We start from the raw sequence: 16,002 nt of genomic DNA on the forward strand, positions 1-16,002 counted from the left end.
TCTACCTGCTTTGAGGGATACATATGAAGCTTCAACAATTGCGCTACATCTGGGAAGTGGCGCACCACGACCTCAACGTTTCCGCTACCGCCCAAAGCCTTTACACCTCGCAACCGGGTATCAGTAAACAGATCCGCCTGCTGGAAGACGAACTTGGCGTTGAAGTGTTTGCCCGCAGTGGCAAGCACCTGACCCGCGTCACCCCGGCCGGCGAGCGCATCATCACCACCGCAGGCGAAATCCTGCGCAAGGTCGAAAGCATCAAGCAGATTGCCCAGGAATTCTCCAACGAGAAAAAAGGCACCCTGTCGATCGCCACCACCCACACCCAGGCGCGTTATGCATTGCCGCCGGTGATCAGCAATTTCATCAAACAATACCCGGACGTGGCGCTGCACATGCACCAGGGTTCGCCAATGCAGATCGCCGAGATGGCCGCTGACGGCACCGTCGATTTCGCCATCGCCACCGAAGCGCTGGAGCTGTTCGGTGATCTGGTGATGATGCCGTGCTATCGCTGGAACCGCTGCGTGGTCGTGCCCCAGGGCCACCCCCTGACCAAGCTGCCGAAGCTGACCCTCGAAGCGCTGGCCGAATACCCGATCGTGACTTACGTGTTCGGTTTCACCGGCCGTTCGAAGCTCGACGAAGCGTTCAGCCATCGTGGCCTGACGCCGAAAGTGGTGTTCACCGCGGCCGACGCCGACGTGATCAAAACCTACGTGCGTCTGGGCCTGGGTGTGGGCATCGTCGCCAAGATGGCGGTCGACACCAAGCTCGATAACGACCTGGTGGTGCTGGATGCCAGCGAACTGTTCGAGTCGAGCATCACCAAGATCGGTTTCCGTCGCGGTACTTTCCTGCGGGGCTTCATGTGCGACTTCATCGAGAAGTTCGCTCCACACCTGACCCGCGAAGTGATGGCCAAAGCCATCCAGTGCCACAACAAGCAGGAACTGGAAGAGCTGTTCGACGGCGTCGAACTGCCGGTCCACTAAGACCCTGCCTCAAAGCACCTCGGTGACAGCAAACTGTTGCCGGGTGCCCGCTACCAGAATCTCCACTTCATCGCCCTCGAACTTGCCCAGCAGGCTTTTGCCCAGCGGCGAGCGCGGGGTGATGACGGTAATCGGCTGACCCACCACATCGACTTTCAGGCCTGCCGCATCCGGGGCCAGAAACAGCCATTGCTCGCGACCCTTTTCGTCCTCCAGACCGAGCAGGGCGCCGATCTCGATGCCGCGATTTTCGTCATAGGCACGCAGCGTCAGGTTCTGGCAGAGCGCCAGTGACTGACGGATTTCCTCAACCCGTTTCGCCTGACCTGCCGCCAGATAGGAAGCCTCAAGTCCGAGGGTGTCGTACTTGTTCTCGGCGATGTTCTCTTCGTGGGTCGCGGTTTCGTAAGCAGTCTGCGCGGCGCGTTCGGCGATGTCGAGGTCGACGCGCAGTTTGTCGAGGATCAGTTGGTGGACGGTGTGTTTGTTCATGATCAATCGCAGAATTGCAAAACGTTGGCGCGGCTCTTTTCGCTCGGCGCGGTCTGGTCCTGTTGCAGCCAGAACTGGCATTTCGGATTTGACTGGTTGCGACTGCTGCCGCGAGCCTGATCCAGGCGCGCCTGCTGCTCGTTCTTGCGCAGGTTTTCTTCGTACTGTTCGAACAGCGGACTCTGTGGCGGAATGTCCGGTTGTACCTGAACGGCCGCTGGCGGCTTGGCCAGTTGCTGCACCGCCTGAGCAACCGGTGCCAGTTGCTCGGTCAACACAAAACGCGAAATCAGCCAGCAGGTCAGGGCGATGGCCAGAAAGCCCAGCCACATGCCCAGGGCGATGCTGCCGGTCAGTTGCAGCGCGCTAAGCTGAACGGGCAAGGGACGACGCGGGTTGGGGCGATAGGGCATGGCTGCCTCCTGGCGGATGATTGCGGGCAAGTGGCGATTGTCGCACGAAGATTAATCGCCGTCGGCTCTTCTGCGCGAGGTCATTTATGCGGACAATCAGCGCTTTTGCCAACGGGAGTCTTGCATGCCGGTACCGAAAACCCGCTGGGATATTTTTTGCACCGTGGTCGACAACTATGGCGACATCGGCGTGACCTGGCGTCTGGCCCGGCAACTGGTAGCCGAGCATGGGCTGGCGGTGCGCCTGTGGGTCGATGACCTGCGCGCCTTTGAACGTATCTGCCCCGAGATCGACATCCACCTGGCGCAGCAATCGCAGCAGGGCGTCGAGGTGCGGCATTGGCCGAGCGACTGGCCGCAGACGGAGGCGGCGGACGTGGTGATCGCCGCATTTGCCTGCCAACTGCCATCGGCGTACATGGATGCCATGGCCGAGCGGCAACAGCCACCGCTGTGGATGAACCTCGATTACCTCAGCGCCGAAGATTGGGTCACCGGTTGTCACGGGTTGCCGTCGGTGAAGTACAAGTCGGTACAGAAATTCTTTTTCTTTCCCGGATTTCAACCGGGGACGGGCGGCTTGCTGCGTGAAAACGGTCTGCTTGAGCGGCGTCGGCGATTTCAGCAGGACGCGGCTGCGCAGCGACAATTTCTGCACGGCCTGGGCGTAGATCGCGCAGCTGACGCACAGCTGATCTCGTTGTTTGCCTACGAAAATGCCGGGCTGGCCAGTTGGCTGGATGCGTTGGCGGCCGATAGCACGCCGACCCATCTGCTGGTGCCGGAAGGGCGGATTCTCGGTGACGTTGCGCGCTGGCTCGGGGTCGACGCGTTGGCTGTCGGCGATCTGGACGTGCGTCAGGCGCTGACGGTGCAGGTGCTGCCGTTCGTCCGTCAGGATCAATACGATCAGTTGCTGTGGTGCTGCGACTTCAACGCGGTGCGCGGTGAAGACTCGTTCGTCCGTGCACAGTGGGCCGGGCGACCGATGCTCTGGCACATCTATCAGCAGGACGAAGACATTCACCTGGACAAGCTCGATGCCTTTCTCGCGCTCTACACCAAAGGGCTTTCCCCGGCCGCTGCCGAGGCGATGAGCGGTCTGTGGCGGGCCTGGAGTGCCGGGAAACCGATCGGCGAGCACTGGCTCCAGGTCCGTAAACACTGGCCAGAACTGCAGGAAAACGCCGAGCAATGGTGTCTGGAACAAGGCTTGCAGGCGGATCTTGCCACGGCGCTGGTACAGTTTTACCTAAATTGGATATGATACGCGGCCTAGATTTTTGTAAATCCCATCCAAATTCGGATATTCGCAATGAAAACTGGTAAAGAACTCAAACCCGGTACCGTGATCCGTATCGACAACGATCCTTGGCTGGTTCAGAAAGCTGAATTCACCAAGTCGGGCCGTAACAGCGCGATCATGAAGACCAAGCTGAAGAACCTGCTGACCGGTTACAAGACCGAAACCGTTTACGGTGCGGACGACAAGCTGGACGACGTGATCCTCGACCGCAAAGAAGCGACCCTGTCCTTCATCAGCGGCGACACCTACACGTTCATGGACACCACTGACTACACCATGTACGAACTGAACGCCGAAGACATCGAAAGCGTTCTGCCTTTCGTTGAAGAAGGCATGACCGACGTTTGTGAAGCCGTGTTCTTCGAAGAGCGTCTGGTTTCCGTAGAACTGCCGACCACCATCGTGCGTCAGGTTGACTACACCGAAGGTTCCGCTCGCGGTGACACTTCCGGCAAGGTGATGAAGCCTGCCAAACTGAAGAACGGTACCGAGCTGTCGGTTGCTGACTTCATCGAAATCGGCGACATGATCGAGATCGATACCCGCGAAGGCGGTTCCTACAAAGGCCGTGCCAAATAAGCACTGCTTTTCGCGGAAAGAAAAAGCCCGACCATCGAGTCGGGCTTTTTTGTGCCTGCGTTTTGCGCTTCACGCCTGTCCCCTGTGGGAGCGAGCCTGCTCGCGAATGCGTTCTGTCAGTCAGCACACAACCGGATGACACACCGCTTTCGCGAGCAGGCTCGCTCCCACAATGGGATGGTGGTTACTTCAAGTGTTGCTTGAGTTCCTCAGACGCCTGCAACATCGCCGAACGCACCGCCGGCACCTGGCTGACCACGTTGAGCAAGCCGTAATCGTGAATCATGCCGTTGTACCGTACCGACGTTACCGCTACACCCGCCTCGTCGAGTTCGCGTGCGTACGCTTCACCTTCATCACGCAATACATCGGCGCTGGCGGTCTGCACCAGTGCTGGCGGCAGGCCCTTCAATTGCGCGGTGGTTGCTCGCAACGGCGAGGCATAGATCTCGTTACGCTGTTTGGCATCGGTGGTGTAGTTGTCCCAGAACCACTTCATCATGTTGCGTGTGAGGAAGTGCCCTTCGGCGTACTGGTTATACGAGCCCGTGTCGAAACTGGCGTCCGTCACAGGCCACAGCAGTACCTGGAATCTGATCGCCGGGGTGCCTTGGTCTTTGGCCATCAGCGCCACCACGGCCGCCATGTTACCGCCGACACTGTTGCCCGCCACGGCCAGACGCTGGCCGTCGACATTGATCTCTTTACCGTGCTCGGCGACCCACTTTGTCGCGGCGTAGGCCTGGTTGATCGCCACCGGGTAATGCGCTTCCGGAGACGGCGTGTAGTTGACGAAGACTGCCGCCGCGCCCGAACCGACCACCAGATCGCGCACCAGCCGTTCGTGGGTCGGGAAATCGCCCAGTACCCAGCCGCCACCATGGAAGAACATGAACACCGGCAGCTCGCCCTTGACCCCGGCCGGCCGGACGATGGTCAGCTGCAACGGTTGGCCATTGACCTGAATGGTCTTCTCGCTGACGTCTGCTTTGGGCAGCGTCAGCTTGACCCCCGACTGCGCGCCGACCAGCACGGCGCGGGCGTCTTTGGGTGTCAGCTGTTCCATCGGCTTGCCGGTGCCGGCATTCAACACATCGAGAAAGGCCTGAGTGTTGTGTTCGACATCACCGGCGAACGCACTGTGGATGGACAGGGCGAGAAGGGTACCGGTCAAGACTTTGCTGAAAGTGTTCATGTTCATTTCCTGTTCGGGCCTGGGGCGTCAGTGCTTAAACGGTGACGTGCAGACGCACGTCGACGTTGCCACGGGTGGCGTTGGAGTACGGGCAGACTTGGTGCGCCGCGTCGACCAGTGTCTGCGCGTCGGCTTGTTCCAGACCCGGCAGGCTGATGTGCAGGTCGATGTCCAGACCGAAACCACCAGGAATCTGACCGATACCGACATGAGCAGTGATCGAGGCATCGTCGGGGATTTTGCGTTTGGTCTGGCTGGCGACGAATTTCAGTGCGCCGATGAAGCAGGCCGAGTAGCCGGCAGCGAACAGTTGCTCAGGGTTGGTCGCTGCGCCGCCGGCACCGCCGAGTTCTTTCGGGGTAGCGAGTTTGACGTCGAGGATGTTGTCGCTGGAGATCGCACGACCATCACGGCCGCCAGTGGAGGTTGCGATTGCAGTGTAGAGAGTTTGCATGGTGTGGGCCTCGTTGGGTGTCTGTTTTTGCGCTAATTGTTTGCGCGCTAAGTAAGTGCGAGAGGAATGTAGCTCGCTAATGTTTAGTGCGCAAGATAATTTTCTGAAAAATATACGCTTCGACGAAGGACTGGTTCGTTTGGTTAGCCTGGAAGGCGCGGTTTAGAGAGGATGGCGGGAAGGTCAGGCGTGGAAAAATATTTTTCAGACAACGAAATTACCTGTAGGAGTGAGCCTGCTCGCGATAGCGGTGCAGCAGTCAACACGATGGCGGCGCGTTCACCGCTATCGCGAGCGGGCTCACTCCTACAGTGGAACAGTGGCGGGCTCAGGCCAAACTGTTTTGCAGATGGTTGCGCAGGGCTTGCAACTCAGATTGAAGCTTCTGCAGGCGTTCGAGGGTGAAACCACTGGCGCCGAGGATGCATTGTGGAATGGTTTGCGCCTTGTCGCGCAGTGCTCGACCTTGCTCGGTCAACTCGACAATCACCACACGCTCATCTTCACGACTGCGCGTGCGGCTGAGCAAGCCTTCACCTTCCAGCCGTTTGAGCAACGGTGTCAGCGAGCCTGGATCGGTAAGCAACCGCGTACTGATTTCGCCCACGGTCAAACCATCCTTTTCCCACAGAACCATCATCGCCAGATACTGCGGATAGGTCAGGCCCAGCGCTTGCAGCAGCGGCTTGTAGACCTTGGTCATCATCAGTGAAGTGGAATGCAGGGCGAAGCACGCCTGATTGTCGAGCAGCAGGTCGTCGCAGGTGTCGCGTTCGGTGGTCATGGCAAAGCCTTGTTCGGTGATGGGCTTGAATCTAGCGCCCGAATGTTTAATGCGCCAGATAATTATCCAGGATCTAGTGTCGGCCCAGCTCGCGTTGCAGCGCCAGATCCCACGGTGGCACCGGGCTGAAGCGGGTCTTGAGGTATTCCAGAAGCAGACGGCTGCGCGAATGGGTCTGCTGTTCCATGCGCAGTGCATAGATGCCGGTGCTCTCTGGTTGCGGCAGGCCGTTCTCGCAGAACAGCGGCAGCAGTTCGCCGCGCAGCAGGTACTCACTGGCCAGCCAGGTCGGCAAATGCGCGATGCCCAGCCCGGCCAGAGCACCGCACACCAGCGCTTCGGCATTGTTGGCGCTCATGCGGATGCGCGCGGGGCGATGCAGTTGCATTTGCCCGTCCAGTTCGAAGCGCCAGGCGAAGGGCGGGGCGAGACCTTCCCAATCCAGCCCGTCATGTTCACTCAACTGCGCGGGATGGCGCGGTGCGCCACGGCGTTTGAGGTAGTCGGGGCTGGCGCAGGCAATGCGCACCATGCTCGCCAGCGGCGTGGCGACCAGCCGCGTATCGGCCATTTGCCCGGCGCGCAGCACCAGATCGACTTTGCCCAGATTCGAGCCGTGCATGTCGATGAAGCTGTCGATCAGGTGCAACTGCACGTCGAGGCCCGGGTACAGCACCAGAAAGTCAGCGATGACCGGCGCGAGATGGCGGCGACCAAAAGCGGCCGGGGCATCGATGCGGATCAAGCCTTCCGGCGCACTGCTCAACGACACCGCCTCGGCGCGGGCCAGTTGCAGCTCGCTGACGATGCGCCGCGCCCGCTCGGCAAACGCCAAACCCGCCGGAGTTGCCCTTACGACGTGGGTGCTGCGAATGAACAACTGGCTGCCAACCGCGCTTTCCAGGCTGTCGATGCGCCGCGCGACGGCGGAAGGCGTCAGCGGATGACGACGGGAAGCCGCAGAAAAACTGCCACTCTCCAGCACATCGAGAAACAGCCCGAGCTGTTCGGTCAACTGATTGGGATTCATGAGTGTTTCGGTGCTTGTGCGAAATTGGCATAGCCATTGTGCGTTGCTGTGCGTTTCCCCGCCAGCCTCTACTGCGTAGGATGAATCGCCTGACGGATGAGGAAATCGTTGTGATCGAGTTTTTGTTGTACCTGCTGTTTGGCGCCGCCCTGGGGACACTGGGCGGGATCTTCGGCATCGGCGGTGGTTTGATCGCCATCCCGCTGCTGGGCGTGTGGTTTGGCCTCGATCAGCAGATCGCCCAAGGCACGGCGCTGGTGATGGTGGTGCCGAACGTGATGCTGGCGCTGTGGCGCTATCATCAGCGCAATCGCATCGAGCTGCGTCATGCGCTGCCGTTGGCGGTCATGGGTTTTTGCTTTGCGTGGATCGGTTCGATCTGGGCAGTGGGCATCGATGCGCAAACCATGCGTATCGGTTTTGTCGTGTTCCTTGTGGTGCTCTCGGCATACAACCTGCTGAAGATGTTCGGCAAGAAAACCGCCGTGACCTCCGAAATGCGTTACTCATGGCCATGGCTCGGTGTTTTGGGCGCAGCGTCCGGGACCATGGGCGGTTTGTTCGGTGTCGGCGGGGCCGTGGTGGCGACGCCAGTGCTGACCAGTCTGTTCGGCACCAGCCAAGTGGTTGCCCAGGGCCTGTCGCTGGCGTTGGCATTGCCGAGCACCGGCGTGACCTTGGTGACGTACGCGGTGCATCACGAAGTGGACTGGATGATCGGCTTGCCGCTGGCCATCGGCGGTCTGGCCAGCATCAGTTGGGGGGTGAAAGTCGCCCACGCCATGCCGGAAAGGCTCCTGCGCGGGCTGTTCTGCGGTTTTCTGGTGCTGTGCGCGGTGATGCTCGCGTTTAAAGTTTGAAGCCTTCGACGATGTGTTCGGCCAGGCATTCGGTGATCGGCGACGGATTGTTCAGGTTGCGGATCAGCATGATGCTGGCCTCAGGCAACAGCGGTAGATCCTCGGCGGCGCCGAGAATGCGCATGTCCGGGGTGATCAGGCTTTCCAGTTGCGCGGTGATCGCCAGACCCGCGCTCACCACCGCCATCAGCGCCGACAGGCTGGTGCTGTTGTAGGCGATGCGGTAGTCGCGGCCCATCGCGTCCAGCGCATTGCACGCCCACAAACGGCAGAAACAATCACTGTTGAACATGGCCAGCGGCAACGGCGTCTGCTCGTGGGCGCTGAAATTCTGCGCCTCGGCCCAGACGAAACGCTCCTTGCGCAGCAACTGACCGATCTCGTTGCCCGGCTCGCGGGTGACAATCGACAAGTCCAGATCGGTGCGCTGCAACAGCTGTTTGCTGGATTCGCAGTGCACTTCAATCTGGATCAGCGGGTAGAACTGAGCGAACCTCGAGAGGATCCCCGGCAGAAACCGCATCACGTAATCGTCCGGCGTACCGATGCGCACGGTGCCGACCATGTGCGGCTCGCGCAGCGTGTTGAACACTTCGCTGTGCAATTTCAGGATACGCCGCGCGTAACCCAACAGCACCTGGCCTTCGGCGGTCAGACGTACCTGGCGGCCGTCGCGCTCGAAGAGCTGGCGTTGCAGCACATCTTCTTCGAGGCGCTTCATCTGCATGCTCACCGCCGATTGCGTGCGGTTGACCATTTCGCCGGCGCGGGTAAACCCGCCTTGATCGGCAATCGCGACGAAGGTGCGCAGGACATCGGTATCGATACTGGGGTAGGCCGACAATTGATGAATCTCCGTGATGAATGCCATCAGAAACATTCGTTGGATTGATCTTAGCGCCAGCGCGAGACTTGAGCCATCCACAAGGAGGGCAACACGATGAAAGGTCAAAGAGAGTATGTAGACGACGCAAAATTTTCCGGCCACGGCCATATCGTTTCCGACCTGCTGCACAAGTTTAGCCGCTGGTACGAACTGCACCGTGAGCGTGAGTTGCTTGCCAGCCTGAGCGACGAAGCGCTGAAGGACATCGGGGTCAGCCGTGCCGACGTCGAACACGAGGCCATTCGGCCGTTCTGGGACGATCCGATGCATAAATGATCAGGGCCTTACTACACAAACCACTTTCAGGTGAGGTAGGTTGCGAGCAGACAAGGAGATGCTCATGCCCGCGACTCTGGCCTTTTCCCTCAAACAGGCGCGACGTCTGGCGCTGGCTGCCCAAGGGTTCAACGGGCACCAGCCGCCGACCGTCAAGGCGCCACAACTCAACCGGCTGATCGAACGGCTGGGGCTGTTGCAGATCGACTCCGTCAACGCCGTGGTGCGCTCGCACTACCTGCCGCTGTTTTCCCGTCTGGGTTCCTATTCTTCCGATCTGCTCGACCAGGCTGCCTGGAGTTCGGGGCGTCGGCGCACGCTGTTCGAATACTGGGGCCATGAAGCGTCATTGCTGCCGCTGGCGATGTATCCGCTGATGGGCTGGCGGATGCAGCGGGCCAGAACTGGCAGAGACATCTATCAGCAACTGGCGAAGTTTGGTCTTGAGCAGCAGGACGTCGTGCGCCGGGTTTTAAGCGCGGTTGAGGCGCGCGGTGCATTGGGCGCCGGCAGTCTGTCGACCCGCGAGGACAAGGCCGGGCAATGGTGGGACTGAAGCGCGGAAAAGCATGCGCTGGAATGGTTGTTCGCCGCCGGTGAAGTGACCGTCGCCGGCCGCCGCGGTTTTGAGCGTTTGTATGATTTGCCGGAGCGGGTGATCCCGACATCGATTCTGCAGCAGCCGTTGCCGGATGAAGCCGAAGCACAACGTGGTCTGCTGCTGCACGCGGCCCAGGCATTGGGCGTCGGCACGGAAAAGGATCTGCGCGATTATTTCCGCTTGAACCCTGGCGATGCGCGCCCGCGTCTGGCGGAGCTGGTCGAGGACGGGCAGTTGCAGACCTGCGAAGTCGCTGGCTGGCGACAGATCGCCTACTGCCTGCCGCAGCCGAAAGTCCCGCGAAAAGTCGTCGCCAGTGCGCTGTTGTCACCGTTTGATTCGCTGATCTGGGAGCGCAGTCGCACCGAGCGCTTGTTTGACTTCCGCTATCGGCTGGAGATTTACACGCCGCAGGACAAGCGGGTCTACGGCTATTACGTGTTGCCGTTTCTGCACAATGAGCGGATTGCCGCGCGGGTCGATCTGCGCGCCGAGCGGGCGTCGGGACGATTGGCGGTGCATGCAGTGCACGAGGAAGAGCCGGGGCTGGACGAAGAGGGGATGCTGGCGCTGGCGTTGAATTTGCGGCAGATGGCCGATTGGCTGGGGCTTGCGCGAGTGCAGCTTAATTGTCAGCGTGAGAGTGCGGGGCGGTTGCGGGTGGCATTGGCTGAAGTCTGTAGTGACTGAGCTGGCCTCTTCGCGAGCAGGCTCGCTCCCACATGGGTTTTGTGTACGACACAGATCCAGTATGGGAGCGGGCTTGCTCGCGAAGGCGGCCTGCCCGACGCTAAAAATCTGACTGATTCAGCGGCGGACTTGTTTCAGGGTTTCCGCGATCAAAAACGCCAGTTCCAGCGACTGATCGGCATTCATCCGCGGGTCACAGTGGGTGTGATAACGATCCGACAACCCATCTTCAGTGATCGGCCGCGCACCACCGATGCACTCGGTGACGTTCTGCCCGGTCATCTCGATGTGAATCCCGCCGGCATAAGTGCCCTCGGCTTCGTGCACCTGGAAGAACTGCTTCACCTCACCCAGGATCTGCGCGAAGTCGCGGGTCTTGTAGCCGCTGCTGGCCTTGATGGTGTTGCCGTGCATCGGGTCGGAGCTCCACAGCACCTGTTTGCCCTCACGCTGCACCGCGCGGATCAGCGCCGGCAGGTGATCGCCGACCTTGTTCGCACCCATCCGCGCAATCAGGTTCAGGCGCCCCGGATCGTTGTCCGGGTTGAGCACGTCGATCAGGCGAATCAGATCATCCGGGTTCATGCTCGGGCCGACTTTCACCCCGATCGGGTTGTTCACCCCGCGCAGGAACTCGACGTGAGCGCCGTCGAGCTGACGGGTGCGGTCGCCGATCCACAGCATGTGCGCCGAGCAATCGTAGTAATCGTTGGTCAGGCTGTCGCGACGCACGAAGGCTTCTTCGTAGTTCAGCAGCAGCGCTTCGTGGGCGGTGAAGAAACTGGTTTCGCGCAGTTGCGGTGAACTGTCCATGCCACAGGCGCGCATGAACGCCAGGGTTTCATCGATGCGGTCGGCGAGGTGGCTGTACTTCTCGGCCAGTGCTGAGTTGGCGATGAAGTCCAGGTTCCATTTGTGCACCTGATGCAAGTCGGCAAAACCGCCCTGGGCGAAGGCGCGCAACAGGTTCAGGGTGGCGGTGGACTGGTGATAGGACTGCAGCAGGCGCTCCGGGTCCGGCACGCGGCTCTTTTCGTCGAAGCCGATACCGTTGACGATGTCGCCACGGTAGGCCGGCAGGGTCACGCCGTCGATAGTTTCATCGTTGGCCGAGCGCGGCTTGGCGAACTGGCCGGCCATGCGCCCGACCTTGACCACCGGGCAACCGGCGGCGAAGGTCATGACGATCGCCATTTGCAGCAGCACTTTAAAAGTGTCGCGAATCTTCGCCGCCGAGAACTCGGCAAAGCTTTCCGCGCAATCGCCGCCCTGCAGCAGGAACGCCCGGCCCTGAGTCACTTCGGCAAATTGACGGCGCAGCTCGCGTGCTTCGCCGGCAAACACCAGCGGCGGATAACTGGCCAGGGTCTGCTCGACCTGGCGCAGATGCGCCGCGTCAGGGTATTGAGGTTGTTGCTGGATCGGCAGGGCGCGCCAGCTGTCAGGGCTCCACGGTTGGCTCATCACGGTCTCTAATTGGTTCTACGCACGGGAAGCCCATGGTAGCAGCAATTAGTGCGTGACCTGCTCCCGCCCCATCACCGACAATCGCCGCTTTGCCACGGCGCCGCAGCGGTGCCATCGCGTCACCGCGCCCGGTGACCATCAGGAGACGAAATGACTGAGGAGCGCGTCGAGCTGTTGCTCGCCGAGGTACAGGATGAGTTCGGCGTGATTCGCGTGCTGGAAGTGGCCGATTACCGCTTTCTGGAATTTGGCGATGCCATCGAGCAGAGCTGCGTGTTCACCGCCGATCCGAGCTGGCTGGAATATGACTACACCCGGGCGATGCTGATTGGCGCGTTGTGCCATGAGCAACCGGAGAGCGCGCTGTTTCTCGGCCTCGGTGCCGGCACGCTGACCCAGGCCTGCCTCAAGTTCCTGCCGCTGGAAGACGTCGAAGCCATCGAACTGCGCCCGGACGTGCCGCGTCTGGCGATCGAGTACCTGGGGCTGGATGACGATCCGCGCTTGTACATTCGGGTCGGCGATGCGCTGGAGTTGCTGCCGACGGCCGAGCCTGCGGATCTGATCTTTGTCGATCTGTACACCGATGTCGGCCCGGGTGTCGGGCACCTGGCTTGGAGTTTTCTCGGCGACTGTCAGAAGCGTCTGAACCCGGGCGGCTGGCTGGTGATCAACCAGTGGGCCACCGATGACGGCAAACCGTTGGGCGCGGCGTTGTTGCGCGGGCTTTATCACCGGCATTACTGGGAGCTGCCGGTGAAGGAGGGCAATGTGATTCTGATTGTGCCGGCGGATCTCGATCAGGAGCTGGACATGCAGGCGCTGACCGCCCGCGCCGAAGTGCTGGCGCCACGGCTGGGTTATTCGCTGCAGTCGTTGATCAAGGCGATTCGCCCGGCGACATGAGTTGCCAGTGATGGCCCCTTCGCGAGCAAGCCCGCTCCCACATGGGTCCTGTGGCACTCACACAATTTTCTGTGGGAGCGAGCCTGCTCGCGAAGAGGGCCTGATAACCCGCGAATATTTCAGATCCCTTTGAAGATGCCCGGGCGCCGCTCAACCAGCGACCTCACCCCCTCCTTGGCATCCTCACTCCCCAGCAACTTCTTCACCAGTGCCGGCAATCCCTGTGCCGCCGCCGTCTCGCCTTCATACCGCGCCTGGCGCGCCGACATCAGCGTCGCCTGCACCCCCAACGGTGCCTGCCGGGCAATCCGTTCGGCCAGTTCGATCGCCCGTGGCAACAGATCCTCGCTGGCCATCACTTCCTGCACCAAACCCAGATGCAACGCATCGTGGGCATCAAACTCATCGCCGGTCAGCAGCCAGCGCATCGCGTTGCCCCAACCGGCCACTTGGTGAAAGCGCAATGTCGCGCCCCCAAACGGAAAAATCCCCCGCTGCACTTCCATTTGCGCGAAGCGGGTATTACTCGCGCACAGGTTGATATCCGCGGCCAGCATCAACTCGATACCGATGGTCAGGCAGTAGCCCTGCGCGGCGACAATTACCGGTTTGCTGACCCGTGGACCAACGAAAACACCCCATGGGTCGCAACCACCGGTCGGAACCTGCCAGCCTTCGGCGAGGGCGGCGCTGGCGTTGAGCAGATCCAGACCGGCGGTAAAGTGTTCGCCATGCCCGAACACCACCGCCACTCGCGCCTCGCTGTCGGCCTCGAACTCGCCGTAGGCCAGGCTCAAGTCATTGAGCAGATCGATGTCGAAGGCGTTGCGTTTGGCGGCCCGGTCAAGGCCGATCAAGTGGATATGACCTCGACGTTCACGGCTGACGCGGCCGGGGCAGGGCTGATTCATGGAGAAATCCTCGGGCGGGAAGGGCGGGTGCAGCGACGGTATGCCGCACATCGATGAATCGTTTAAGCGTCATCACCCGCAGGGCCGGGCCTTTGCAAAATAGACCTTTGCACGATTATCCGCAAAACCCCGTTACACAGCGGTGACACACCGATTCAGGCGATAAAAAAAGCTCCCTTTTCGGGCAAATTCCGGTATAGTGCGCGCCGGCCTTTAACCGGGCCGCGTTTAGGTAGCGCAATTCCCCGAAGTCAGCTTCGGCTGCACGTCCGCACTGCGGGCTCTTCCTTGACGATTCTTTTTCATTCATACGTTTTCGCAAATCCCCGCCGACAAAGCTGCCAGGGCGACTCTTGAGTCTCAACACGGCATGTGCAGCTTTGGAGCATGGGTCTTTGCGGATGCACTTAGAGGCAGACCCATGACCCAGGAAATCGGCGGCTTCGCCGCTCTTGAACTTCATCCCAATATTGTCGCTGCAGTAGTCGCTACCGGCTATGAAGAGCCTTCGGCCATTCAGCAGCAGTCGATCCCGATCATCCTCGCCGGTCACGATATGATTGGTCAGGCGCAAACCGGTACCGGTAAAACCGCTGCCTTTGCCCTGCCTATCCTGCACCGCATTGATCCGTCCAAGCGCGAGCCGCAAGCTCTGATCCTGGCCCCAACTCGTGAGTTGGCGCTACAAGTTGCAACCGCTTTCGAAACTTACGCCAAGCAAATGCCGGGCGTAACTGTTGTGGCTGTCTACGGCGGCGCGCCGATGGGCCCACAATTGAAAGCAATCCGTAATGGCGCACAGATCGTTGTCGCCACTCCGGGCCGTCTGTGCGACCACCTGCGTCGCGACGAAAAAGTCCTCGCTACCGTGAACCACCTGGTTCTGGACGAAGCAGACGAAATGCTCAAACTCGGTTTCATGGACGACCTGGAAGTGATCTTCAAGGCCATGCCGGAAACCCGTCAGACCGTATTGTTCTCGGCAACCCTGCCGCAGTCGATCCGTGCCATCGCCGAGCGCCACCTGCGCGATCCGAAGCACGTGAAGATCCAGAGCAAGACCCAGACCGTTACCGCGATCGAACAGGCTCACCTGTTGGTTCACGCTGACCAGAAGACCTCCGCCGTTCTCAGCTTGCTGGAAGTGGAAGACTTCGACGCGCTGATCATGTTCGTGCGCACCAAGCAAGCGACCCTGGATCTGGCCAGTGCCCTCGACGCCAAAGGCTACAAGGCCGCTGCGCTGAACGGTGACATCGCCCAGAACCAGCGTGAACGCGTCATCGACTCGCTGAAAGATGGCCGCCTGGACATCGTTGTCGCGACCGACGTGGCTGCCCGTGGTCTGGACGTTCCGCGCATCACCCACGTATTCAACGTGGACATGCCGTACGACCCGGAATCCTACGTGCACCGTATCGGCCGTACCGGCCGTGCCGGTCGCGAAGGTCGCGCACTGCTGCTGGTGACTCCACGTGAGCGCCGCATGCTGCAAGTGATCGAGCGTGTCACCGGTCAGAAGGTTGCCGAAGTTCGCCTGCCGGACGCTCAGGCTGTTCTCGATGCACGCATCAAGAAACTGACCAACAGCTTGTCGCCGCTGGTCGCTGATGCTGAGTCGACTCACGGCGAACTGCTGGATCGCCTGACCGCTGACATCGGTTGCACCCCGCGTGCCCTGGCTGCAGCTCTGCTGCGCAAGGCTACCAACGGTCAAGCGCTGAACCTGGCGGCGATCGAGAAGGAACGCCCACTGGTGCCGAACAATGCACCGCGTGGCGACCGTCCTGAGCGTTCCGGTGATCGTCCTGAGCGTGGTGACCGCGAGCGTCGCGCGCCAATGCCTCTGGGCGAAGGCCGTGCCCGTTGCCGTACCGCGCTGGGTGCGCGTGACGGTATCGCCGCCAAGAACCTGCTGGGCGCGATCCTCAACGAAGGGGGTCTGGCCCGCGAAGCGATCGGTCGCATCCAGGTGCGTGACAGCTTCAGCCTCGTCGAGCTGCCGGAAGATGGTCTGGACAAACTCCTGACCAAGCTGAAGGACACTCGCGTCGCTGGCAAGCAGCTGAAACTGCGTCGCTACCGCGAAGATTGATCCGCCCTTGGGCTGATTGATTGAACATGAAAAATCCCCGACTGGTTCGGGGATTTTTT

At 60.7% G+C, this 16,002-nt stretch carries 16 protein-coding genes and 1 pseudogene; 8 read left to right on the forward strand and 9 right to left on the reverse strand.

The window, feature by feature from the left end; all coding sequences use genetic code 11:
- The first annotated feature begins 23 nt into the window (after positions 1-23).
- A complete protein-coding gene (gene cysB / locus LVD08_RS11920) occupies positions 24-998 on the forward strand; it encodes an HTH-type transcriptional regulator CysB (RefSeq protein ID WP_007908591.1) in 975 nt (324 codons plus the stop codon).
- A gap of 9 nt (positions 999-1,007) precedes the next feature.
- Here cysB and LVD08_RS11925 read toward each other — a convergent pair whose 3' ends face one another.
- Entirely contained in the window at positions 1,008-1,490 is a 483-nt protein-coding gene (locus LVD08_RS11925; RefSeq protein ID WP_003226791.1) for a GreA/GreB family elongation factor, read from the reverse strand.
- A gap of 2 nt (positions 1,491-1,492) precedes the next feature.
- A complete protein-coding gene (locus LVD08_RS11930) occupies positions 1,493-1,903 on the reverse strand; it encodes a hypothetical protein (protein WP_041069540.1) in 411 nt (136 codons plus the stop codon).
- A gap of 124 nt (positions 1,904-2,027) precedes the next feature.
- Between LVD08_RS11930 and earP the strand changes: the two genes are divergently transcribed.
- Together earP and LVD08_RS11940 are read left to right on the forward strand one after the other, a co-directional pair.
- Positions 2,028-3,170 carry an elongation factor P maturation arginine rhamnosyltransferase EarP gene (gene earP, locus LVD08_RS11935; protein WP_097088308.1) on the forward strand — a complete coding sequence of 381 codons (1,143 nt, stop codon included), beginning with the start codon at positions 2,028-2,030 and terminating at the stop codon, positions 3,168-3,170.
- Positions 3,171-3,218: 48 nt separating this feature from the next.
- Positions 3,219-3,788: an elongation factor P gene (locus tag LVD08_RS11940; protein WP_003226785.1), complete on the forward strand. Its 570-nt coding sequence runs from the start codon at positions 3,219-3,221 to the stop codon at positions 3,786-3,788.
- A 184-nt stretch (positions 3,789-3,972) separates the two neighbouring features.
- Here the strand turns inward: LVD08_RS11940 and LVD08_RS11945 are convergent, their stop codons facing one another.
- From LVD08_RS11945 to LVD08_RS11960, 4 genes are all read right to left on the reverse strand, one after another.
- Positions 3,973-4,983: an alpha/beta hydrolase gene (locus LVD08_RS11945; RefSeq protein WP_247268213.1), complete on the reverse strand. Its 1,011-nt coding sequence runs from the start codon at positions 4,981-4,983 to the stop codon at positions 3,973-3,975.
- Positions 4,984-5,017: 34 nt separating this feature from the next.
- Complete coding sequence (locus LVD08_RS11950; RefSeq protein ID WP_027613448.1) at positions 5,018-5,437, reverse strand: organic hydroperoxide resistance protein; 420 nt, start codon at positions 5,435-5,437, stop codon at positions 5,018-5,020.
- Positions 5,438-5,765: 328 nt separating this feature from the next.
- Positions 5,766-6,221: a MarR family winged helix-turn-helix transcriptional regulator gene (locus tag LVD08_RS11955; RefSeq protein ID WP_103368328.1), complete on the reverse strand. Its 456-nt coding sequence runs from the start codon at positions 6,219-6,221 to the stop codon at positions 5,766-5,768.
- Between the two features lie 73 nt (positions 6,222-6,294).
- Entirely contained in the window at positions 6,295-7,251 is a 957-nt protein-coding gene (locus tag LVD08_RS11960) for a LysR family transcriptional regulator (protein ID WP_135296290.1), read from the reverse strand.
- 110 nt (positions 7,252-7,361) lie between these two features.
- Between LVD08_RS11960 and LVD08_RS11965 the strand changes: the two genes are divergently transcribed.
- Positions 7,362-8,111: a sulfite exporter TauE/SafE family protein gene (locus tag LVD08_RS11965; protein ID WP_247268214.1), complete on the forward strand. Its 750-nt coding sequence runs from the start codon at positions 7,362-7,364 to the stop codon at positions 8,109-8,111.
- Here the strand turns inward: LVD08_RS11965 and LVD08_RS11970 are convergent.
- Positions 8,101-8,955: a LysR substrate-binding domain-containing protein gene (locus tag LVD08_RS11970; RefSeq protein ID WP_025113145.1), complete on the reverse strand. Its 855-nt coding sequence runs from the start codon at positions 8,953-8,955 to the stop codon at positions 8,101-8,103. The genes LVD08_RS11965 and LVD08_RS11970 overlap by 11 nt on opposite strands.
- Before the next feature lie 96 nt (positions 8,956-9,051).
- Between LVD08_RS11970 and LVD08_RS11975 the strand changes: the two genes are divergently transcribed.
- On the forward strand, positions 9,052-9,273 hold the full coding sequence (locus LVD08_RS11975) for a DUF1127 domain-containing protein (RefSeq protein WP_097088306.1): 222 nt from the start codon (positions 9,052-9,054) through the stop codon (positions 9,271-9,273).
- Positions 9,274-9,337: 64 nt separating this feature from the next.
- A pseudogene (locus LVD08_RS11980) lies at positions 9,338-10,564 on the forward strand (winged helix-turn-helix domain-containing protein).
- Between the two features lie 117 nt (positions 10,565-10,681).
- Here LVD08_RS11980 and LVD08_RS11985 read toward each other — a convergent pair.
- Positions 10,682-12,028, reverse strand: a complete 1,347-nt coding sequence (locus LVD08_RS11985; protein ID WP_007964815.1) for a class II 3-deoxy-7-phosphoheptulonate synthase — start codon at positions 12,026-12,028, stop codon at positions 10,682-10,684.
- A 153-nt stretch (positions 12,029-12,181) separates the two neighbouring features.
- Here LVD08_RS11985 and LVD08_RS11990 point away from each other — a divergent pair, with 153 nt between their 5' ends.
- On the forward strand, positions 12,182-12,937 hold the full coding sequence (locus tag LVD08_RS11990) for a spermidine synthase (RefSeq protein WP_027613441.1): 756 nt from the start codon (positions 12,182-12,184) through the stop codon (positions 12,935-12,937).
- Positions 12,938-13,056: 119 nt separating this feature from the next.
- Here the strand turns inward: LVD08_RS11990 and LVD08_RS11995 are convergent, their stop codons facing one another.
- Positions 13,057-13,848 carry a crotonase/enoyl-CoA hydratase family protein gene (locus tag LVD08_RS11995; RefSeq protein WP_247268215.1) on the reverse strand — a complete coding sequence of 264 codons (792 nt, stop codon included), beginning with the start codon at positions 13,846-13,848 and terminating at the stop codon, positions 13,057-13,059.
- A 421-nt stretch (positions 13,849-14,269) separates the two neighbouring features.
- Between LVD08_RS11995 and LVD08_RS12000 the strand changes: the two genes are divergently transcribed.
- Positions 14,270-15,943, forward strand: coding sequence for a DEAD/DEAH box helicase (locus tag LVD08_RS12000; RefSeq protein ID WP_027613439.1), 1,674 nt, complete (start codon positions 14,270-14,272; stop codon positions 15,941-15,943).
- Positions 15,944-16,002: the final 59 nt, after the last annotated feature.

The organism is Pseudomonas sp. YL2, from assembly GCF_023063025.1.
Classification (GTDB): Bacteria; Pseudomonadota; Gammaproteobacteria; order Pseudomonadales; family Pseudomonadaceae; genus Aquipseudomonas; species Aquipseudomonas putida_A.